Genomic DNA, 20,571 nt, shown 5'->3' with positions numbered 1-20,571 from the left:
GAAGCCCCGTCTTAACACATTGGGGGCTCGATGAACCAGTTCATCGCCGATACCGCCGCGATGGGCAACTGGCAAGGGATCGTCGACGGGGTCAGTGGAGACGTCAGCAGCTTCAAGAACGCTTTCGCCGGCCCGTCCGATCTGGCGTCCAGCCACGGCGCCATCGGCTTTCCCATGCAGAACGCGTTCAACGGCGCACAGTCGTCGCGTGACGGTGCCCTCGGCGCCACCCAGGTCGCCGCGTCGCGCATGGCCGAACTGCTCGGTCAGGCCTCCAAGGCCTACGAGCGTGGTGACCTGGCCGCCGCCGGCCGGCTCAAGGCGCACGCCGATCAGATCGAGGGCGCGGCTTCCCCGGCGGCGGCCGGTGGCGGCGGGGGCGGGGCAGCCGGAGGTGCCGGAGGTGCTGGCGGTGCCGGGCAGATGATGGGTCAGTTCAGCCAGATGGCCGGACAGATGGCGCAGTCGATCACCCAGCCCCTGCAGGGCCTCACGCAGGCCATGACACAGATGCCCCAGCAGGTCATGCAGGGCGTGCAGAGCATCGTCGAATCCGCCACTCAAGCGGCCGGTAGCAGCGGCGAGGCCGCCGGTCTGGCGGCAGATGCCGGAGCCGACGCCGCCGGAGCCGGGGCCGAACAGGCGGTCAAGGCGTCCGACACACACGGCCCGGACGACGGTGGCCCGGCAGATCCGGACGGCAAGACCGACGACAAGGATGCGAAGCACGGCGACGAACGGGAGCGTCCGACCGAGGTGGAAGCCGGCGCCGGCGGTGGGTCGGCCACCGAACTACTCGGTAATCGCGCCTCCACCGGGGTGACGCCGGAGGACCGCTTCGGCGTCGGCCCGGTGCCGGCTCAGGCCCACAACGTCACCGGTCGGCGATAGCGGTCAGCTCGCCCCGGTCCAGCCGCAACCATCTCTCGATGCCGATGGCCTCCAGAAACCGCTCGTCGTGGCTGACCACCACGAACGCGCCCCGGTAGGCGTTCAGCGCCGACTCCAGTTGCCCCACGCTCTCCAGGTCGAGATTGTTGGTCGGCTCGTCGAGCAGCAGCAGTTGCGGTGCGGGCTCGGCAAAGAGCACACAGGCCAGGGTTGCCCGTAGCCGCTCACCACCCGACAGCGCAGCGATCGGTAGGTTGATCCGGTCACCGCGAAACAGGAATTGCGCCAACAGATGCATGCGCCGGGTGTGCGACAGGCCGGGCGCTGCCGCGGCCAGACTCTCGGCCACCGTGCGGCCCTCATCCAACAGATCCAGCCGCTGCGACAGCGTCGCCACGCGTCCCTCGGCCCGTTGCACGGTCCCGGCGTCCGGTTCGACCGCCCCGTCGATGATCCGCAGCAGCGTGGACTTCCCCGTACCGTTGGCTCCGGTCAACGCGATTCGTTCCGGACCGCGGATCGATAGGTTGATGCCGTTGCTGCAAAACAACTTCCGGCCGCCACGGCTGATCTGAAGCCCCTCGCCGGAGAACACCGTGCGCCCGGCCGGAACCACGGTATCGGGCAGGTCCAGCGCGATCACTTTGTCGTCGCGAAGCGCCCGCTCGGCTTCGTCGAGACGTGATCGGGCGTCGTCGACCCGACGAGCATGCACATCGTCGGCGCGGGCCGCCGATTCCTGCGCATCGCGTTTGAGCTGGCCTGCCACGATCTTCGGCAGCCCGGCATCCTTGAGGTTGCGTGCGGCATTCGAGGAGCGCCGGGCAGCCCGTTCGCGGGCTTCCTGCATCTGACGCTTCTCGCGCTTGAGCTGCTGCTCTGCGTTGCGGATGTTGCCTTCCGCCACCGTCTGCGCGGCCTCCACCGCAGCCCGGTAGGCAGCGAAATTCCCTCCGAAGAAAGCGATTTCGCCCCGGTACAACTCGGCGATCTGATCCATGCGGTCCAGCAGCATCCGGTCGTGGCTGACCACAAGCAGGCAGCCGGTGTAGCTGTCGAGGGCGTCGTACAGGCGGTGACGGGCGTCGCGGTCCAGGTTGTTGGTGGGTTCGTCGAGCAGCAGAACACTGGGCCGCTTGAGCAGTTGAGCCGCCAGACCCAGCGACACCACCTCCCCACCGGACAACGTCCCCAACCGCCGGTCCAGCGCCAATCCGTCGAGGCCGAGCCGGTCCAACTGGGCACGGGAGCGCTCCTCGATATCCCAGTCGTCACCGATCGCCGTGAACACTGCGTCGCCGGCGTCGCCGTCAGCCAACGCCGCCAATGCGTCGAGCACCGGGGCGACTCCCAGCACGGCGGCCACGGTGAGTTCCGCAGTGAGAGGCAGTGTTTGGGGTAGATAACCGATGGGGCCGTCGACGTGAACCGAACCTGACGAGGGTTCGTACTCACCGGCGATCAGCTTGAGCAGCGTGCTCTTTCCGGCGCCGTTGGGGGCGACCAGACCGGTTCGGCCGGGCCCAACGGTGAACGACAGGTCCGAGAACACTTCAGTGTCGTCAGGCCAGGCGAAGGACAAGTGCGAACAGACAATAGACATGCTGGTACTCCAAGGTGATGCGGGCAGCAGACCCCGCATTGAGGGACAGAAACGAATCAACTCGCGGGATCACCCGGAGATGTCGTCGTCTCCCAGCATGTTTTCGGCCCACCTCGACTCGACAGCAGATGCAGTACCCATAGTACGCAGCGATGCAACCGATTTAAGGTTCAGAATGTTCCGCGCAACCGATCCAGTTGTCGCCGTTCACGTTTCGTGGGCCGGCCGGCCCCTCGATCACGGACCGGCACTGACGCCAGGATCTCCTTGGGCGGCGGTGGCGGGCTGCGGTCGATCATGCACTCCGACGCGATAGCAGCCCCGACTCTCTTGGCGATCGGGCGGATGACCTCGACGATGCGTTCCCGTCCGTCCAGCCGGACCCGAACCTCGTCACCGGGGCTCACGTGTTGTGCCGGTTTGGCGGGCACGTTGTTGACCCGGACATGTCCGCCTCGGCAGGCGGCAGCCGCCGCAGACCGGGTCTTGGTGATACGCACGGCCCAGATCCAGCTGTCGACGCGGACACTGCTCATGTCAGATAGCGCCGCAACATCTCGGCGACCGCAGTGATCTGGGCAGTCTCGACCCGCTCGTCGACCTTGTGCGCGAGGTTCGGATCACCCGGTCCGTAGTTCACCGCCGGAATCCCCAGGGCCGCGAACCGGGACACATCGGTCCAGCCGTATTTGGCGCGCACCTGTCCCCCGGCGGCGGCCACCAGCGCGGCCGCGGCGGGTTTGGCCAGGCCCGGCAAGGCGCCTGCGGCGGCGTCGGTCAGCACGATCGTGACGTCGAGCCCGTCGAACACCTCGTGCACATGGGCGACGGCCTGCTCGACGCTGCGGTCCGGGGCGAACCGGAAGTTGACGGTCACCGATGCGGCGTCGGGGATGACGTTGCCGGCGATGCCGCCGTCGACCCGCACCGCCGACAACCCCTCCCGGTAGACGCAGCCGTCGATGTCGACGCTGCGAGGCTGGTACGTGGTGAGCCGGTCCAACACGGCGCCGAGTTTGTGAATGGCGTTGTCGCCCAGCCATGATCGCGCAGAGTGCGCGCGGGTGCCCGCGGCGCTGACGACGACGCGGATGGTGCCTTGGCAGCCGGCCTCGATGAAGCCGCCGGAGGGTTCGCCGAGGATCGCGACGTCGGCGTGCAGCCAATCCGGAAGTTCGCGTTCGATGCGACCGAGGCCGTTTGCGCTGGACTCGATCTCCTCGCAGTCGTACATCACCAGGGTGATGTCGTGGCTGGGTTCGGCGATGGTAGCGGCCACGTGCAGGAATACCGCGTCACCGGACTTCATGTCCGAGGTGCCGCAACCCCAGAGCTCACCGCCCTCGATGCGGCTGGGCAGGTTCTCCGCGACGGGCACGGTGTCGATGTGGCCGGCCAGCATCACCCGCGAGGACCGGCCGAGATGGGTGCGGGCCAGGACGGCGTCACCGTTGCGGATCACCTCGAAGTGCGGCGCCTGGGCCCGCAGCGCGGCCTCGATCTCGTCGGCGATGTGCTGCTCGTGGCGGGATTCGCTGGGGATGTCCACCAGCGCGGCGGTCAGCGCGATCGGATCGGCTCGCAGGTCTAGCCCCATGGACATCAACGGTACCCAGTAACCTAGGCCAACGTGACTGCAGCATCTGGCGTCGGCCTGGCCACCATCACCGCCGACGGGACCGTCCTGGACACCTGGTTTCCCGCCCCTGAACTCTCCGGTTCCGGCGATGCCGGCACTGTGCGGTTGTCGGTGGCCGAGGTGCCCGAGGCGCTGGCCGTCCTGACCGGCCCCGACGCCGACCGCGACGTCGAGGTCGTCGCCGTGCGCACCACGATCGCCTCGCTGAATGACAAGCCGGCCGACGCACACGACGCCTACCTGCGGCTGCACCTGCTCTCCCACCGGCTCGTCGCACCCCATGGTGCCAACATGGACGGCATCTTCGGCCTGCTGACCAACGTGGTCTGGACCAACTTCGGCCCGTGCGCAGTCGAGGGTTTCGAGGCCGTGCGCGCGAAGCTGCGCCGCCGTGGCGCGGTCGCGGTCTACGGCGTGGACAAGTTCCCCCGGATGGTCGACTACGTGTTGCCGTCGGGCGTGCGGATCGCCGACGCCGACCGGGTGCGGCTGGGTGCGCACCTGGCCTCCGGCACGACGGTCATGCACGAGGGCTTCGTGAACTTCAACGCCGGCACCCTGGGCACGTCGATGGTCGAGGGCCGGATCTCCGCCGGTGTCGTGGTCGACGACGGCTCCGACATCGGTGGCGGGGCCTCGATCATGGGCACCCTGTCCGGCGGCGGCAAAGAGGTGATCAAGGTGGGCAAGCGCTGCTTGCTGGGTGCCAACGCCGGCCTGGGCATCTCGCTCGGTGATGACTGCGTGATCGAGGCAGGGCTGTATGTCACCGGCGGCACCAAGGTCACCACGGCCGACGGGCAGACCACCAAGGCCATCGAACTGTCCGGGGCCAGCAACCTGCTGTTCCGCCGCAACTCGCTGTCAGGCGCGGTCGAGGTCGTCAAACGCGACGGCACCGGCATCACGCTCAACGAGGCACTGCACGCGAACTAGCTGTTGGGGCCGAACGTTTTTGCTTGTGTGTCCCATTCGCGAAAACATGACACACAAGCCAACATTTGGCGACCCATCCACATGATCAAAAACACTAGTGCCACGTCGACTAACTCGAGACACCTCCGATGGTGGATCACAGGCACAGTCGTCGCAGTAGCCGGTTGCGTAATCATCGCCACAGTCATTACTTGGGCCGTCGGCCGCTTCACAAGCAGTAGTGACCCGACATTTATTCGAGGGAACTGGGAGCCGCAGCCGGAGACCGTTCTCACCTCGCCGATGGGAATGCGTCCAGTACCGGGATGGCGCGCAGACGCTTCGAGTCTGGGTCTACCCGGATCGAGCATTATCGGGACGACGGATGACGCCGCTTGGTCGATGCCACTAGTGGGATTCGTGGACAAAAACGGTTACTTCCTTGCGAGCAATCCAGAATTGCCGGAACGACAACATTGGCTCGTCGGATTAGACACACACACTGGTAAGCCCTTGTTCGCGCCGGTGAAGCTCGACGTTGCACCGCGATCTCCCAAGTGCTTCCTGAACGGACCCGAAACTGTGCTGTGCCTCGCCGACGAAATGCGCGAAGGGAAGGCGGAGAGCACAGCCTGGGTAATCGACGCCCGCACTGGCGGTGTTTTGTTCGCTGGTGACACTGATCTACACACCACGCCCGGGACCGGTGTTCGTATCGACCAGGTCGGCCTCTACGCCGTAGCAGAGGTGCCCGGACGAGGTATCTATGGCATTGGCCCCCACGCGGAGACCACATGGTCTATCCCCGGAGCCACCAAGGTCTCGCCGACCCAATGGACCGCAGACGGCACTCCATCCACGCTAGCTGTAGCAAAGGATCCCGTTTCTGGGCCGGATCGTATGGTTGTGTTCTCCCTGATCGACGGCAAGGTGATGACTCCCGATCTTGGTGGGGAGCGAGTTCCCCAAACCGCCGTCGTATACCCGGGCGGCTTCGCAGTCGAGGCCACGACCACCGAAACCACGTCAACCCCCGATGTCGTGGTGTTCTTCGACCGTATGGGCAATCGCGTTGGTGAGACCAAGGCGTCGGGATTCCTGGGCCTACTGTCGATGACACTTCCCATGGTGCAGTCCTCGCCGAGCTACACCGTCTTCGGGAGCAACGGAGCCGGTCTCATCCAGCTTCCCGGCGACGGGCTCGGGCCCGGTTCCGTCTTGATCGGCCACCGTGTCTACGTTCCCGAGTCAACTTGGGAAGGACCGGTCAAGGTAAGGCAGTGGCGGCAATTCGACTTGGCGACAGGCAGAGAAGCAACCGCATGCCGCTCCAACCTGAGCCATTACGTTGCCAACGATGGCAGGGTCGGGGTATTCGAAACGGATCGCAGTGAAGTCACTGGCGCGACGACCTTCGCGATAGACCTCTCTACCTGCGAAAAACTGTGGACGATGCCTGCCAATCCTGACTCATATCACCGATTGTGGCGAATCGGCGACACGCTCGTGGAGCTATCGGACGACGGCAAGGAACTCCACTCATTGGTCGCGCCGCAATAATCCGCACGCCGCTCAGGTGCAGGGAATCCCATGGGGGCCGCCGATCCAGTGACCGGGCGGTGAGTGCCACGGGCACCACTTCTTGACCTGGCCAGGCGGAAGGTTGGGGCCCTGATGCCAGTCGACCCAGCCCGGGCCCGGCACCCACGGAATGTTCGGGCCGGGGTCGGCTGTGGCCGCTCCAGCGCCCAACCCGAGGGATCCGGCACCCAACGCACCGGCAATCATTGCTGTTCCCGCGAACTTCTTCAGATTCACGTGTGGCCTCCAAACATCGGTAGGTTGACGTGCACTTTCTGACCCCTCTATCGCCCACGGTACGCCTTTCGTTACCGCCTGGCGCGTCACCTCAACCGTTCTGGGCCAGCTCCTTCTTCATCACCTTGCCCATCGCGTTGCGGGGCAGGCTGTCCACGAGCCGTACTTCCCGTGGCCGCTTATGCGCGGAAAGTTGTTGGGCGACAAACTCGATCAAGGCATCCGGTGCGGCGTTGCCTACGACGAACGCGACGATCCGCTGCCCGAGGTCGTCGTCGGGCATACCGACCACGGCCACCTCATCGACGCCGTCGTGGCCGAGCAACACGGTCTCGATCTCACCCGCGCCGACGCGGTATCCGCCGGTCTTGATCAGATCCACCGATTCACGGCCCACGATGCGGTGCATGCCGTCGCCGTCGATCACCGCGACGTCACCGGTGCGGTACCAGCCCTCGGCATCGAACGCGTCGGCGGTGGCCTCGGGCCGGTTGAGGTAGCCGTCGAACACCATGGGGCCCTTGATCTGCAGCCGGCCGATGGTCTCGCCGTCGTGCGGCACCGGGGCACCCTCGTCATCCACCAGCCTCGTCTGCACCCCGGTCAGTGGCAGGCCCACCCACCCGGGCCGGCGTTCCCCATCGACCCGGGTGCTCAGCGTGATCAGCGATTCGGTGCTGCCGTAGCGCTCGACGGGTGCGTACCCGGTCAACCGGACCAACTCGTCGAACACGGGCACAGGCAGAGGTGCGCTGCCGGAGACCAGCAGGCGTGCGGTCGACAACGCCAGCGCCGAGTCCAGATCCTTGACCACGCGCGACCAGACCGTCGGCACACCGAAATACATCGTGCCCTGTGCCTGCGCGTACGCCTCGGGCGTGGGTTTGCCGGTGTGGATGAAGCGGTTTCCGATCCGCAAGGAGCCGAGCAGGCCGAGCACCAGGCCGTGCACGTGGAACAGCGGCAGCCCGTGCACCAGCGTGTCGTCTGCGGTCCATTGCCATGCCTGCGCCAGCGCATCGATGTCGGCGGCGATGGCCTGCCTGCTGATCGGCACGCCCTTGGGCATTCCGGTGGTGCCCGAGGTGTACATGATGATTGCGGTGGATTCGGGTGCGGGTTCCTGATAGCGGTGCCAGGAGCGGGCATGCAGCCGTACCGGGATGTGCGGCAGCCCCGCAGGATCATCGCCGTCGTCCGGCTTCTCCCCCAGCCAGGCCTGGGCACCGGAGTCGGTGAGCATGTGGCGACGTTCGGTCGCCCCGACGTCGGCGGGCACCGGGACCACCGGCACCCCGGCGATCAGGCATCCAATGATCGCCAGAACCGTTGTGGCACTGGGGGTTGCCCGGACAGCGACGCATCGCGCCACCGCGACGCGCTCGGCGACCGAAGTGGCTGCACCGATCAGATCGCTGCGGCTGAGCACCGCACCGTCGATACGGACAGCGTCGTCAAGATCGGCTCCGGCGGCGATCGCCGCGGGGTTCAGGGAGGCCAGCAACACGCCTTGAGGTTACCCGCGCGGATAATCTCGACCGGTGAGTGTCATCCGGCAGTTATCCACACGCGAGGTGTACCGGAACGATTGGTTGACGCTGCGCGAGGACGCCATCGTGCGGCCCGACGGCAGCCCCGGTGTCTACGCCGTCATCGACAAGCCGACGTATGCCCTGGTGATCCCGCGCGATGGGGACCGGTTTCATCTCGTCGAACAGTTCCGGTACCCGTTGGGGCTGCGCCGCTGGGAGTTCCCGCAGGGCACTGCACCCGACAACGCCCATCTCGACCCGACGGCGCTGGCCCACCGTGAGCTGCGCGAGGAGACGGGGCTGCGCGCCGTGAGCATGGAACGGCTGGGGCTACTCGATGTGGCTGCGGGCATGAGCAGTCAGCGCGGTTGGGTGTTCCTGGCCGGCGGCCTGACCGAGGGCGAGCATGAACGCGAACAGGAAGAACAGGACATGCACAGTGCGTGGTTCTCCCGCGCTGAGCTGGAGACCATGATCCGTGCCGGTGAGATCACCGATGCCCAGAGCATCGCGGCGTGGACGCTGCTGTTGTTGCGAGAGAACGATATTCGACGCTGAGGTCGACCTAACGACGCTCGGTGAGCGCCCGCAGGAAGAACATCAGGTTGGCCGGCCGTTCGGCCAACCGCCGCACGAAGTAGCCGTACCACTCGTAGCCGAACGGCACATACACCCGGACGTGGTTACCGGCCTCGGCCAGCCGGCGTTGTTCGCCGTCGCGGATGTTGTACAGCATCTGGTATTCGAAACCGTCGACGCCCCGGCCGAATTCCGCCGCCAGTGCGGGCACCGCTTCGATGACCGCCGGGTCGTGTGAGGCCACCATCGGATAACCGGATCCGGCCATGAGTACCCGCAGGCACCGCAGATAGGAGTCGGTGACCTCCTCGGCATCGCGGTAGGCCACCGAAGCAGGTTCGTCATAAGCGCCTTTGCACAGCCGGATCCGGGCTCCCGACGCGGCGAATTCGCGGCAATCGTTTTCGGTCCGACGCAGGTACGCCTGCAAAACAGTGCCCAGCCAGTCGAATTCGGTACGCAGGTCCCGCACGATCGACAAAGTGGAGTCGGTGGTGGTGTGATCCTCGGCGTCCACCGTCACCCAGGCGCCCACCTCGCGGGCCTTGGTGCAGATGGTGTGTGCGTTCTCGTAGGCAATCTTTTCTCCGTCACGGGGCAGCGCCTGGCCCAGTGCGGAGAGCTTGAGCGAAACCTCTAGCGGCCGTACCGCCGAGCCCGCCTCGTCGCGCTGGGCCAGACCGTCGAGCAGCGCCAGGTACGCCTGGACGGTACGTTCGGCGTCCTCGCCACTCGTGGTGTCCTCTCCCAGGTAGTCGACGCTGACCAGTCTGCCCGAATCCCGTAACGCCCCAACGGTGTACAGCGCATCGGGGATGGTCTCCCCCGCCACGAAGCGGTCCACCACCTTGCGGGTGATGGGGAGTCTTTCGGCCGTCTGACGCAACCGCGGTGAACGGGATGCGGCCAGGATCGCCGGCCGGGCGACGCGCTGAAAGCTTGTTTCGATGGCTCCTCGGGTGCGCGTCATGGTCAGGCCCCCATGTGCGGGTAGGTGTGGTCGGTGGGCGGCACGAAGGTCTCTTTGATGGAGCGGGCCGAGGTCCAGCGCAACAGGTTCTGCGCCGAGCCCGCTTTGTCGTTGGTGCCCGAGGCGCGGGATCCACCGAAGGGCTGCTGACCGACCACCGCGCCGGTCGGCTTGTCGTTGATGTAGAAGTTTCCCGCGGCGTTGCGTAGCCGTTCTGCGGCGGTGAGGACGGCGGCGCGGTCGTCGGCGATCACCGCCCCTGTCAGGGCATATCGCGCACCGGTGTCGATCACGTCGAGGATCTCGTCGTATTCGGCGTCGGGGTAGACGTGCACGGCCAGGATCGGCCCGAAGTACTCGGTGCCGAACGCCTCGTCGGTCGGATCATCGGACAGCAGCACCGTGGGCCGGACGAAATAGCCTTCGCTGTCGTCGTATTCACCACCGACCGCGATCGTGACACCCGAGGCTCCCTTGGCCCGCTCGATCGCCTTGACGTTCTTGGCGAACGCGCGATCGTCGATCACGGCGCCGCCGTAGTTGGTCAGGTCGGTGACGTCACCGTAGGCGAGTTCGGCGGTGGCCGAGAGGAAGTCGTCACCCATCTGCTGCCATAGCGACCTCGGGATGAAGGCACGCGACGCCGCCGAGCACTTCTGACCCTGGTAGTCGAATGCCCCACGAATCAGGGCGGTACGCAACACATCCGGCCGCGCCGAGGTGTGTGCGAGGACGAAATCCTTGCCGCCGGTCTCGCCGACCAGCCGCGGATAGGTGTGGTAGTGGTCGATGTTGGCACCGACCTCCCGCCACAGGTGCTGGAAGGTGGCGGTGGACCCGGTGAAATGGATACCGGCCAGGCGGGGATCGGCCAGCGCCACCTCCGACACCGCGATTCCGTCACCGGTGACCAGATTGATCACCCCGGGCGGCAGCCCGGCCGCCTCCAGCAGTTGCATCGTGAGGTAGGCCGCGAAAGTCTGTGTGGGCGAGGGCTTCCACACCACGGTGTTGCCCATCAACGCCGGCGCGGTGGGCAGGTTGCCGGCGATCGCGGTGAAGTTGAAGGGTGTGATCGCGTAGACGAAGCCCTCCAACGGCCGATGATCGGTGCGGTTCCAGACGCCGGGGCTGCTGATCGGTTGTTGGGCCAGGATCTGGCGGGCAAACGCGACATTGAACCGCCAGAAGTCGATCAGTTCACACGGGGCGTCGATCTCGGCCTGATAGGCGGTCTTGGACTGGCCGAGCATGGTCGCCGCAGCGATCTTCTCCCGCCACGGCCCGGACAGCAGGTCGGCCGCCCGCAGGAACACCGCGGCACGTTCGTCGAACGGCAGGGCGGCCCAGTCGTACTTGGCCGCGAGGGCGGCCTCGATGGCCGCGCCGGCGTCGGTGTGGTCGGCATTGGTCAGTGTGCCCAGCCGCGACGAATGGCGGTGCGGCTGGACGACGTCGATACGCGCCCCGCCACCCATGCGGTGTTCGCCGCCGATGACGTGCGGCAGGTCGATCGGAGCCTCGGCCAGGTGACCGAGCTCGGTGGTGAGCCGGGCGCGCTCCGGCGAGCCGGGGGCATAGTCATGGACCGGCTCGTTGGCCGGTAGCGGCACGTCGGTGATGGCATCCATGAATCAAGAATCCCGGACGTGACCCACACAACACTTGTCCGATCAGACAACAATCAACAGAGCTAACCGTAGAATCGAACAATATGCGTTCCATCGGCGTCAGCCTGGGCCAACTGCTGTTGGCGCTGGATGCCACGCTGGTCCGGCTCGTGCAGGCACCCCGCGGCCTGGACCTCCCGGTCGCCTCGGCCACGTTGGTCGACGCCGACGATGTCCGGCTGGGCCTGGCCCCGTCCGCTGGGTCGGCCGACGTGTTCTTCCTGCTCGGCGTCTCCGAGAGCGACGCGCTGCGCTGGGTCGAACAGCAGAGCGTGGGCCGGACACCGGCCGCGGTGTTCATCAAAGAGCCGTCGAACGCCGTCGTCGAACAGGCGGTGGCAGCGGGCACCGCGGTGGTGGCCGTCGATCCGCGGGCCCGCTGGGAGCGGCTCTACCGCCTGGTCAACCACGTTTTCGAGCACCACGGCGACGGCGCCCTGCATGATTCGGGCACCGACCTGTTCAGCCTCGCCCAATCGGTCGCCGAGCGCACCCACGGCATGGTCAGCATCGAAGACGAAACCTCGCACGTGCTGGCCTACTCGGCCTCCAGCGAAGAGGCCGACGAGTTGCGTCGGTTGTCGATCCTCGGGCGGGCCGGTCCGCCGGAACACCTGGCCTGGATCGCGCAGTGGGGCATCTTCGACGCGCTCCGTTCCCGGCCAGAGGCCGTGCGGGTGGCCGAGCGTCCCGAGTTGGGGTTGCGCCCGCGGTTGGCCATCGGCATCTTCCAGCCCGCCGCCGACGAGCGCCGGGCGCCGGCGTTCGTCGGCACCATCTGGGTGCAGCAGGGCAACCGCCCGCTGGCCGAGGATGCCGAGGACGTGTTGCGTGGTGCGGCGGTGCTGGCCGCGCGGACCATGGCGCGGCTGGCCTCGACCCCGTCGACGCACGCGGTGCGGGTACAGGAACTGCTGGGGTTGGGCGACATCGACGCCCCGGTGGAGATTGCGCTGATCGCCCGGGAACTCGGCGTGGCCGTCGACGGCCGGGCCGCGGTGATCGGTTTCGACAGCCGCGCGTGCGGCGCGAGAACTACGGGTGGCTCGACCAGCTCTCGGCTTGCCGATGCTCTGGCCTTGAGCGCCAGCGCTTTTCGTCATGACGCACAGATGACCTCGACGGGTTCGCGGGTCTACGTGCTGTTTCCCAGTACCGGCAAGGCGGTGACGTCGTGGGTGCGGGGCACGGTGGCGGCGTTGCGCGCGGAGTTGGGGCATGAGCTTCATGCGGTGATCGCCAGCCCGGTGGCCGGCTTGGCCGGGGTGGCCGCTGCCCGCGTCGATGTGGACCGGGTGCTCGATGCCGCCGAACGGCATCCCGGGACGCTGGCCGAGGTCACCTCGCTGGCCGAGGCGCGTACGACGGTGCTGCTCGACGAGATCGTCACCGCGATCGCCGCGGATGACCGGCTGATCGATCCTCGGGTGCAGACCTTGCGCAGTGACGAACCGGTGCTCGCCGAAACGCTTGGCGTGTATCTGGATTGCTTCGGCGATGTCGCGGCCGCCGCGCAGCACCTACATGTACACCCCAACACCGTGCGCTACCGGATCCGCCGGGTCGAGCACCTGCTGGCCACCTCACTCAACGATGCCGACGCGCGGCTGCTGTTGGCGCTGAGCCTGCGCGCCACCGCGTGAGACGCTCCCTGTCCATCGTTCGGTTGACATACGAATCAGCCGTGAAGTCGTCGCACGGAGGCCTTCACAGCGGCACCCTGAGGGTATGACTACCGCACCGGTTCAACAGGCATCCGAGCATCCGTATCTGAGCGGCAACTTCGCTCCGGTGCATGACGAGGTCACGATCACCGACCTCACGGTCACCGGGCGCATCCCGGACTATCTCGACGGCCGCTACCTGCGCACCGGCCCCAACCCGCTGCGCGCCCCCGATCCCCGGCACTACCACTGGTTCCTCGGCGACGGTATGGCACATGGGATCCGGCTGCGCGACGGCGCGGCGACCTGGTACCGCAACCGGTGGGTGCGGTCGAGTTCGGTGGCCCGCGAGCTCGGCGAGAAGTGGGCCGGTGGCGCTCACCGTGGCGGGTTCGATTTCGCCTCCAACACCAATATCATCGGCCACGCCGGCAAGACCCTGGTGCTCACCGAGGCCGGCGTGCGACCCTACGAGCTGACCGATGAACTCGACACTGTGGGCCCGTCGGACTTCTGCGGCACGTTGTTCGGCGGGTTCACCGCGCACCCCAAGCACGACCCGAAAACCGGGGAAATGCACGCGGTGTCGTACAACCCGTTGCGGGGAAACCTGGTGCAGTACACCGTCACCGACACAGAAGGACGAGTCCGGCGCACCGTCGACATCGCCCTACGGGCACAGACCATGATGCATGACTTCACGCTGACCGAAAAGTACGTCGTGCTCTACGACCTGCCGGTGATCCTGGATCTGACCACCATGGCCAAGAGTGCGCCCGCGCGTGCCGCGGCGCGGTTGCTGACAGGATTCGTCACCCGCCATGCCGCGCCGGATTTCGTGTTGCGCGCGGCGATGCGCGGTTCCGAGCGTGCCACGTTGCCGACCACGGGCATGCCGTATCGGTGGACACCGGAACATGGTGCCCGGGTCGGGGTGATGCCGCGGCAAGGCAGCGCCGCCGACATCCGATGGTTCGACATCCCCCCGTGCTACGTCTTCCACGCCCTCAACGGCTACGACCACATCGGCCCGGACGGTGAGCAGATCGTGCTCGACGTGGTCCGGCATCCGGCGGTGTTCACCACGGGCGATCAGCTGTTCACCGAGTCAATCACGTTGGACCGCTGGACGATCGACCTGCGCACCGGCCGGGTGGACGAGCAACGGATCGACGACGACGCCCAAGAGTTCCCCCGGGTCGACGAACGCGTCGTCGGCCTGCCCCACCGGTACGGCTACACCGTCGGATTCGCCCCGCGGCCGGACGGGGCGGCGGCCGCCATCCTGCGCCACGACCTGCGCGACGGCACCACCCAGCGGGTCGACTTCGGTCCGGGACGCGAGCCCGGCGAGTTCGTGTTCGTGCCGGCCGGCCCGGACGCCGACGAGAACGACGGCGTGGTGATGGGTTTCGTCTACGACCACGCCGAGAACCGCAGTGATCTGGTGCTGCTCGACGGCCAGACTCTGGCACCCGTTGCCACCGTGCACATTCCGGTGCGGGTGCCGCACGGCTTCCACGGCAATTGGGTCGCCGGTTAGCATCGGCAGATGACCGAAATCGGTCCACCCCTGCCCCGCAGGCCGGCCCAGCGTGAACCGTCGGACTGGCACTGGATGTGGGAGACCTACGTCTGCGCGTTATGCGTGGCAGCGATCGTCGCGGTGATCCTGCTGCGCGATACGCTCGGCGGCAATGTGCCGGTGGCGTGTGCGGCGTTGGCGACCATGCTGGTGATCGTTCTGCTGTTCGGACGCAACGTCATTCGTGAAGTCGATCCGATCGCCGGGCCGGTACGGCCGCGTGCGATCGCGTTCGTGGCCGGGGTGATCATCCTGTGGCTGGTCGCCATCCTGGCGGCCTCGCCTGCCGTGGCGGCGATCCCGGCGCTGTACCCGCTGATGTTCGCCACCCTGCCGCTGGCTGCGGCGTTGGTCCTGACGTTCGCGGTGACCTTGGCCCCCTTGATCCTTGCCGTGGCGCTCCACGGGCTGAGTTGGCCGAGCCTGCCTGCGGTGGCGGCGGTGACGCTCGTCGCCGCGGTGGCGGCCCCGATCATCGGCACCACGATCATGACCACCCTGCGGCAGCGCCAGCAGCTGGCCGAGACTGTGGCCGAACTCGCCGACAGCCGGGCCGAGAGCGCGCGGTTGTCGCGCGAGGCGGGGGTGGCCGCCGAACGGGAGCGACTGGCCCGCGAGATTCACGACACGCTGGCACAGGGGTTCACCAGCATCGTCGCCCTCGCCCAGGCGGTGCAGGCCGAGCGTGACACCGACCCGGCCGCGGCGGCCCGCCACGTGGAGCTCATCCGCAGCACGGCCCGCGACAACCTGGCCGAGGCGCGCGCCATGGTCACCCAGTTGACTCCGGCGGTGCTGCAGGAAGGTTCGCTGCCGGCGGCGCTGCGCCGGCAGTGCGACACGCTGTCGGCCGAGACCGGCATCGCCGTCGAACTGTGCATCAACGACGACGTGCCGCCGCTCGGCATGGCCACCGACGTGGTGCTGCTACGCACTGCACAGGAGGCGATGACCAACGTGCGCAGGCATGCCCGGGCGAGTCAGCTGCACGTCGAGCTGCAACGCACCACAGGAGGAGCCCGACTTTGCTTGGCGGACAACGGTATCGGGCTTCCCGACGATCACATGGACGGTTTCGGTCTGCGCGGCATGCGGGCGCGGCTGGATCAGGTGGGCGGCACCTTGACGCTGTCGCGGGCCGACGGTGGCGGGCTGCTGGTTGTCGCGACGGTGCCGGCATGACTGCGGACCTGACGACGGTGTTGCTCGTCGACGATCATCCGGTGGTCCGCGAAGGCCTGCGCGGCATGATCGATGCCGAGGACGACCTGAGCGTGGTCGGTGAGGCCGGATCCGGAGCCGAGGCGATCGTCCTGGCGGCGAAACTACGGCCCGCGGTGATCCTGATGGACCTGCGGATGCCCGGGTTGGACGGCGTGGCGGCGACCGCCCGAATCCTCGCCGATGACCCGTCCATCCGCATCGTCGTCGTCACGACCTATGAAAGCGACACCGACATCCTTCGTGCGGTCGAGGCCGGGGCGACCGGTTACCTGCTCAAGGACGCCTCCCGGGCCGAGTTGGCCAGCGCGGTGCGGGACGCCGCGCGCGGCAAGACCGTCCTGGCGCCCGGGGTGGCCGACCGGTTGGTGAATGCGGTCCGCGCGCCGTCGGTGACGTTGTCGGCCCGCGAGGCCGAGGTGCTGGCGCTGGTCGCCACGGGCGCCACCAACGCCGATATCGGCCAGGCCCTGCACATCAGCGAGGCCACGGTGAAGACCCATCTGCTGCGGGCGTTTCACAAGCTCGGGGTGTCCGACCGCACCGCCGCGGTGACGACCGCGATGTCCCTGGGACTGCTGGGGTAACCCCTCCCCGCGAGCAGACGCAAAACCGTACATTTTCAGCGAAAAAGGTACGGGTTTATGTCTGCTCGGCGTCAGGAAAGGCGGGCGACGGCGGCGTCGATGCGCTCGTCGGTCGCGGTCAGCGCCACCCGCACATATTCGGCTCCGGCTGGGCCGTAGAACTCCCCCGGCGCCGCGAGGATCCCGCGTTCGGCCAGCCACCTGACGGTGTCGCGGCACGGCTCGCCGCGGGTGGCCCACAGGTACAGCCCGGCCTCGGAATGCTCGACGGTGAACCCGGCCTGCTGCAAGGCGGGCAGCAGTACTGCCCGGCGCCGTGCGTAGCGCTCGCGCTGGACGGCCTCGTGCTCGTCGTCGTCGAGGGCGGCCACCATCGCGGCCTGCACCGGTCCGGGCACCATCATCCCGGCGTGCTTGCGCACCGCCAGCAGCTCGGCCACCAGCGCGGGGTCGCCGGCGACGAACCCGGCGCGGTATCCGGCCAACGACGAGGTCTTGGACAGCGAGTGCACGGCCAGCAGCCCGGTGTGGTCACCGTCGCAGACCGATGGGTGCAGCACGCTGAGCGGCTGAGCTTCCCAACTCAAGCCCAGATAGCACTCGTCGGAGGCGATCAGCACGCCGCGCTCGCGCGCCCAGGACACCACCTTGCGCAGGTGGTCCTGCGGAAGCACCTTCCCGGTGGGGTTACTCGGCGAGTTCAGGTAGATCAGAGCCGGCCGTTGCGGCCCCAGCTGGGTCAGCGAGTCCGCGCGCAGCACCTGCGCGCCGGCCAGCAGGGCGCCCACCTCGTAGGTGGGGTACGCCAGTTCCGGGACGACGACGGCGTCGCCGGGGCCGATGGCCAACAGCGTCGGCAGCCAGGCGATCAACTCCTTGGTGCCGATCACGGGCAGGACCGCGTCCGGCGCCAGGCCGGTGATGCCGTAGCGGCGCTCGAGCGCCGCCCGAGCGGACGCACGAAGCGCCGGGGTACCCGCGGTGGTCGGATAGCCGGGAGCGGAACTGGCGGCGGCCAGCGCGTCGCGGATCACCGGAGCCACCGGGTCTACGGGAGTGCCTACCGAAAGGTCGACGATTCCGTCGGGGTGCGACCGGGCCAGGGCCGTGACGTCGGCCAGGGTGTCCCACGGGAACTCTGGCAGCGCCGCCGAACGACGCTGTCGCTGTCGCACCACGTCAGTCTCGAAGTCCGTTTCTGACGTACTCAGTCCTCGGCCTTGGCCGGGAGTTCCTTGATCATCGGCGGATCGTTGTCGGTCTGCCCGACCTTGGAAGCGCCGCCGGGCGAGCCCAGCTCGGAGAAGAAGTCGGCGTTGGCCTGCGCGTAGCCGCTCCACTGGTCCGGCACATCATCTTCGTAGTAGATGGCCTCGACCGGGCAGACCGGCTCGCATGCGCCGCAGTCCACACACTCGTCGGGGTGGATGTACAACATGCGTCCGCCCTCGTAGATGCAATCGACGGGGCATTCCTCGATGCATGCCTTGTCTTTGACGTCGACGCAGGGTTCGGCAATGACGTACGTCACTGATGTCTCTCCTGTCCAGTGGGCTGCTGGGCTCGGTATCGGGACTCTGTTGAGTTCGACGTCACAGTATGCGTTGCCCATACTTGGACGCTCGTCTCAGTGTGTCCTAACTTCACGCGCCGCCCATTTTAGGGTGGCGCGTAGTAACAGATACTAAACGTTGCACATACACCTTCACTAGTCGCCACGGCGATGAACCGGCGCCCAATGACATACATGCAACTAGTTGCCTAGGACCGGCGGTCCCACTTACTCTGCGGGCATGGGGTTGGCCTATCCGAAGCTGGTGTCACCGTTGGATCTCGGCTTCACCCAATTGCGCAATCGGGTGGTGATGGGCTCCATGCACACCGGCCTGGAAGACCGCGCCGCCGACACCGCGAAACTGGCCGAGTATTTCGCCGAGCGAGCCCGCGGCGGCGTGGGGCTGATCATCACCGGCGGTTACGCACCAAACCGGACCGGCTGGCTGCTGCCGTTCGCGTCCCAGCTGGTGTCCTCGTCCGAGGCGCGGCGGCACCGCCGCATCACCCGCGCGGTGCACGAGGCCGACGGCAAGATCCTGTTGCAGATCCTGCACGCCGGACGCTATGCCTACCACCCCTTTTCGGTCAGTGCCTCGTCGATCAAGGCCCCGATCAACCCGTTTACGCCGCGACGACTCCGTAATGTTCAAGGCACCATCGACGATTTCGTCCGGTGCGCACTACTGGCCCGCGAGGCCGGCTACGACGGCGTCGAGATCATGGGCAGCGAAGGCTATCTGCTGAACCAGTTTTTGGCGCCGCGCACCAACAAGCGCACCGACGCGTGGGGTGGCACGCCGGAAAGGCGCCGACGCTTCCCGGTCGAGATCGTGCGCCGGGTCCGCAAAGCCGTCGGCTCCGATTTCATCATCAGCTACCGGATGTCGATGGCCGACTACGTCGAGGACGGCCAGAGTTGGGAGGAAATCGTCGCGCTGGCAACCGAAGTCGAGGCCGCCGGAGCGACGATCGTCAACTCCGGGTTCGGCTGGCACGAGGCGCGAGTGCCCACGATCGTCACCTCGGTGCCCAACAGCGCGTTCGTCGACATCAGCAGCGCAGTGGCTGAGCACATCTCGATCCCGGTCGTGGCATCCAACCGGATCACCATGCCGCAGCGCGCAGAACAGATCCTCACCGAGACACACGTGCAATTGATCTCGATGGCCCGGCCCCTGCTCAGTGATCCGGACTGGGTGCTCAAGGCCGCCGAGGAGCGCGCCGACGAGATCAACACGTGCATCGCCTGCAACCAGGCCTGTCTCGATCACGCCTTCGTGCATAAGAAGGTGTCCTGCCTGCTCAACCCGAGAGCCGGGCGGGAAACCTCGCTCGTGCTCAGCCCGACGCGCCGGGCCCGCTCGGTGGCCGTGGTCGGCGCCGGGCCGGCCGGGCTGTCCGCCGCAGTCAGCGCGGCCCAACGCGGGCACCGGGTGACGCTGTTCGAGGCCGGACCGGCAATCGGTGGCCAATTCGATCTGGCCAGACGGATTCCCGGGAAAGAGGAGTTCAACGAGACGATCCGCTACTACACGACGATGCTGGCCAAGCTCGAGGTCGACGTACGGCTCGGCGTGCGGGCCGGCGTCGACGATCTGACCGGATTCGATGACGTGGTGCTCGCCAGCGGGGTCACGCCGCGGCTGCCCGCCATCCCGGGCATCGACCATCCGAAGGTGCTCTCCTACGCCCAGGTCATCACCGGCGCACCGGTGGGACCGACGGTGGCGGTGATCGGCGCCGGCGGAATCGGTTTCGACGTGGGCGAATTCCTGACCACCAACGAGAGCCCGACGTTGAATCTCAAGGAATGGAAGGCCGAATGGGGCGCGGCCGATCCCCAGGAAGCCCGCGGAGCACTCACCACCGCGATGCCCGCGCCGGCCGTCCGCGAGGTGTACCTGCTCCAGCGCAGCAAAGGTCCGCAGGGCCGGAATCTGGGCAAGACCAGCGGTTGGGTTCATCGTGCTTCACTGAAAGCCAAAGGGGTGCACCAGCTTTCCGGAGTGAACTACGAGCTGATCGACGACGACGGCCTGCACATCAGTTTCGGGTCCGATCATCGCGATCGGCGCGTGTTGCCGGTGGACAACGTCGTGATCTGCGCCGGACAGGAATCCGTGCGCGATCTGGAAGACGGCTTGCGGCGCAACGGCATCGAGCCGCACGTCATCGGCGGCGCGGCATTGGCCGCCGAACTCGACGCCAAACGCGCCATCCGCCAAGGCACTGAACTCGCCGCCCGTCTCTGACCCAGCCCCGCCTTCCCAGCCCCGCCTCCAGGCACCGCGAGCGTGCGGGTCTGTCGGCCGACACGCCGTTGATTCCCAACGTTTTGCG

17 protein-coding genes are annotated in these 20,571 nt (G+C 67.2%); 9 read left to right on the top strand and 8 right to left on the bottom strand.

Features of this window, described 5'->3' with window-relative positions; genetic code table 11:
• The first annotated feature begins 30 nt into the window (after positions 1 to 30).
• A complete protein-coding gene (locus A5699_RS14305; protein ID WP_067770305.1) occupies positions 31 to 891 on the top strand; it encodes a type VII secretion target in 861 nt (286 codons plus the stop codon).
• Here the strand turns inward: A5699_RS14305 and A5699_RS14300 are convergent.
• From A5699_RS14300 to dapE, 3 genes are all read right to left on the bottom strand, one after another.
• On the bottom strand, positions 875 to 2,494 hold the full coding sequence (locus tag A5699_RS14300) for an ABC-F family ATP-binding cassette domain-containing protein (protein ID WP_067770303.1): 1,620 nt from the start codon (positions 2,492 to 2,494) through the stop codon (positions 875 to 877). The genes A5699_RS14305 and A5699_RS14300 overlap by 17 nt on opposite strands.
• A 170-nt stretch (positions 2,495 to 2,664) precedes the next feature.
• A complete protein-coding gene (locus tag A5699_RS14295; protein WP_067770301.1) occupies positions 2,665 to 3,030 on the bottom strand; it encodes an RNA-binding S4 domain-containing protein in 366 nt (121 codons plus the stop codon).
• Positions 3,027 to 4,091, bottom strand: a complete 1,065-nt coding sequence (gene dapE / locus A5699_RS14290) for a succinyl-diaminopimelate desuccinylase (RefSeq protein ID WP_067770298.1) — start codon at positions 4,089 to 4,091, stop codon at positions 3,027 to 3,029. The genes A5699_RS14295 and dapE overlap by 4 nt, the downstream gene beginning before the upstream one ends.
• Before the next feature lie 33 nt (positions 4,092 to 4,124).
• Here dapE and dapD point away from each other — a divergent pair, with 33 nt between their 5' ends.
• The gene (gene dapD, locus A5699_RS14285; RefSeq protein ID WP_067770296.1) at positions 4,125 to 5,069 is read left to right on the top strand and encodes a 2,3,4,5-tetrahydropyridine-2,6-dicarboxylate N-succinyltransferase; all 945 of its coding nucleotides are present in this window, start codon (positions 4,125 to 4,127) and stop codon (positions 5,067 to 5,069) included.
• A 390-nt stretch (positions 5,070 to 5,459) separates the two neighbouring features.
• Entirely contained in the window at positions 5,460 to 6,608 is a 1,149-nt protein-coding gene (locus tag A5699_RS14280; RefSeq protein WP_157561249.1) for a hypothetical protein, read from the top strand.
• Positions 6,609 to 6,957: 349 nt separating this feature from the next.
• On the opposite strand, the gene A5699_RS14275 is transcribed toward A5699_RS14280, so the two are convergent.
• Positions 6,958 to 8,373: an acyl-CoA synthetase gene (locus A5699_RS14275; RefSeq protein WP_067770292.1), complete on the bottom strand. Its 1,416-nt coding sequence runs from the start codon at positions 8,371 to 8,373 to the stop codon at positions 6,958 to 6,960.
• A 34-nt stretch (positions 8,374 to 8,407) separates the two neighbouring features.
• On the opposite strand from A5699_RS14275, the gene A5699_RS14270 reads away from it, so the two are divergent.
• Entirely contained in the window at positions 8,408 to 8,956 is a 549-nt protein-coding gene (locus A5699_RS14270; RefSeq protein ID WP_067770290.1) for an NUDIX hydrolase, read from the top strand.
• Positions 8,957 to 8,963: 7 nt separating this feature from the next.
• Here A5699_RS14270 and A5699_RS14265 read toward each other — a convergent pair whose 3' ends face one another.
• The gene (locus tag A5699_RS14265) at positions 8,964 to 9,947 is read right to left on the bottom strand and encodes a proline dehydrogenase family protein (protein WP_067770288.1); all 984 of its coding nucleotides are present in this window, start codon (positions 9,945 to 9,947) and stop codon (positions 8,964 to 8,966) included.
• 2 nt (positions 9,948 to 9,949) lie between these two features.
• Positions 9,950 to 11,578 (bottom strand): L-glutamate gamma-semialdehyde dehydrogenase, encoded by a 1,629-nt coding sequence (gene pruA, locus A5699_RS14260; RefSeq protein ID WP_067770286.1) that lies wholly within the window; start codon positions 11,576 to 11,578, stop codon positions 9,950 to 9,952.
• An 83-nt stretch (positions 11,579 to 11,661) separates the two neighbouring features.
• On the opposite strand from pruA, the gene A5699_RS14255 reads away from it, so the two are divergent.
• The 4 genes from A5699_RS14255 to A5699_RS14240 all read left to right on the top strand — a co-directional run bounded on the left by A5699_RS14255 (position 11,662) and on the right by A5699_RS14240 (position 16,674).
• Positions 11,662 to 13,260: a CdaR family transcriptional regulator gene (locus A5699_RS14255; protein WP_067770284.1), complete on the top strand. Its 1,599-nt coding sequence runs from the start codon at positions 11,662 to 11,664 to the stop codon at positions 13,258 to 13,260.
• Positions 13,261 to 13,345: 85 nt separating this feature from the next.
• Positions 13,346 to 14,824 carry a carotenoid oxygenase family protein gene (locus tag A5699_RS14250; RefSeq protein ID WP_067770282.1) on the top strand — a complete coding sequence of 493 codons (1,479 nt, stop codon included), beginning with the start codon at positions 13,346 to 13,348 and terminating at the stop codon, positions 14,822 to 14,824.
• A gap of 9 nt (positions 14,825 to 14,833) precedes the next feature.
• A complete protein-coding gene (locus A5699_RS14245; protein WP_067770280.1) occupies positions 14,834 to 16,048 on the top strand; it encodes a sensor histidine kinase in 1,215 nt (404 codons plus the stop codon).
• A gap of 8 nt (positions 16,049 to 16,056) precedes the next feature.
• Positions 16,057 to 16,674, top strand: a complete 618-nt coding sequence (locus A5699_RS14240) for a response regulator transcription factor (protein WP_157561254.1) — start codon at positions 16,057 to 16,059, stop codon at positions 16,672 to 16,674.
• Positions 16,675 to 16,745: 71 nt separating this feature from the next.
• Here A5699_RS14240 and dapC read toward each other — a convergent pair whose 3' ends face one another.
• Both dapC and fdxA read right to left on the bottom strand, forming a co-directional pair.
• Positions 16,746 to 17,849, bottom strand: coding sequence for a succinyldiaminopimelate transaminase (gene dapC, locus A5699_RS14235; RefSeq protein ID WP_067770335.1), 1,104 nt, complete (start codon positions 17,847 to 17,849; stop codon positions 16,746 to 16,748).
• A 32-nt stretch (positions 17,850 to 17,881) separates the two neighbouring features.
• Positions 17,882 to 18,205: a ferredoxin gene (fdxA, locus tag A5699_RS14230; RefSeq protein ID WP_067770276.1), complete on the bottom strand. Its 324-nt coding sequence runs from the start codon at positions 18,203 to 18,205 to the stop codon at positions 17,882 to 17,884.
• Positions 18,206 to 18,467: 262 nt separating this feature from the next.
• Between fdxA and A5699_RS14225 the strand changes: the two genes are divergently transcribed.
• On the top strand, positions 18,468 to 20,483 hold the full coding sequence (locus tag A5699_RS14225; RefSeq protein WP_142254159.1) for an NADPH-dependent 2,4-dienoyl-CoA reductase: 2,016 nt from the start codon (positions 18,468 to 18,470) through the stop codon (positions 20,481 to 20,483).
• Positions 20,484 to 20,571 lie beyond the last annotated feature (88 nt).

The organism is Mycobacterium sp. E802 (assembly GCF_001666875.1).
In the GTDB taxonomy this organism is placed as follows: Bacteria; Actinomycetota; Actinomycetes; order Mycobacteriales; family Mycobacteriaceae; genus Mycobacterium.
The sequence above is the reverse complement of the archived record's forward strand: the minus strand, read 5'-3'. Positions and strand labels throughout refer to the sequence as shown.

Bases quoted from the DNA above. Each gene is read 5' to 3' on its own strand.
- A5699_RS14305 (WP_067770305.1), top strand. From the start codon at position 31: ATGAACCAGTTCATCGCCGATACCGCCGCGATGGGCAACTGGCAAGGG.
- A5699_RS14300 (WP_067770303.1), bottom strand. From the start codon at position 2,494: ATGTCTATTGTCTGTTCGCACTTGTCCTTCGCCTGGCCTGACGACACT.
- A5699_RS14295 (WP_067770301.1), bottom strand. From the start codon at position 3,030: ATGAGCAGTGTCCGCGTCGACAGCTGGATCTGGGCCGTGCGTATCACC.
- dapE (WP_067770298.1), bottom strand. From the start codon at position 4,091: ATGGGGCTAGACCTGCGAGCCGATCCGATCGCGCTGACCGCCGCGCTG.
- A5699_RS14265 (WP_067770288.1), bottom strand. From the start codon at position 9,947: ATGACGCGCACCCGAGGAGCCATCGAAACAAGCTTTCAGCGCGTCGCC.
- pruA (WP_067770286.1), bottom strand. From the start codon at position 11,578: ATGGATGCCATCACCGACGTGCCGCTACCGGCCAACGAGCCGGTCCAT.
- A5699_RS14255 (WP_067770284.1), top strand. From the start codon at position 11,662: ATGCGTTCCATCGGCGTCAGCCTGGGCCAACTGCTGTTGGCGCTGGAT.
- A5699_RS14250 (WP_067770282.1), top strand. From the start codon at position 13,346: ATGACTACCGCACCGGTTCAACAGGCATCCGAGCATCCGTATCTGAGC.
- A5699_RS14245 (WP_067770280.1), top strand. From the start codon at position 14,834: ATGACCGAAATCGGTCCACCCCTGCCCCGCAGGCCGGCCCAGCGTGAA.
- A5699_RS14225 (WP_142254159.1), top strand. From the start codon at position 18,468: ATGGGGTTGGCCTATCCGAAGCTGGTGTCACCGTTGGATCTCGGCTTC.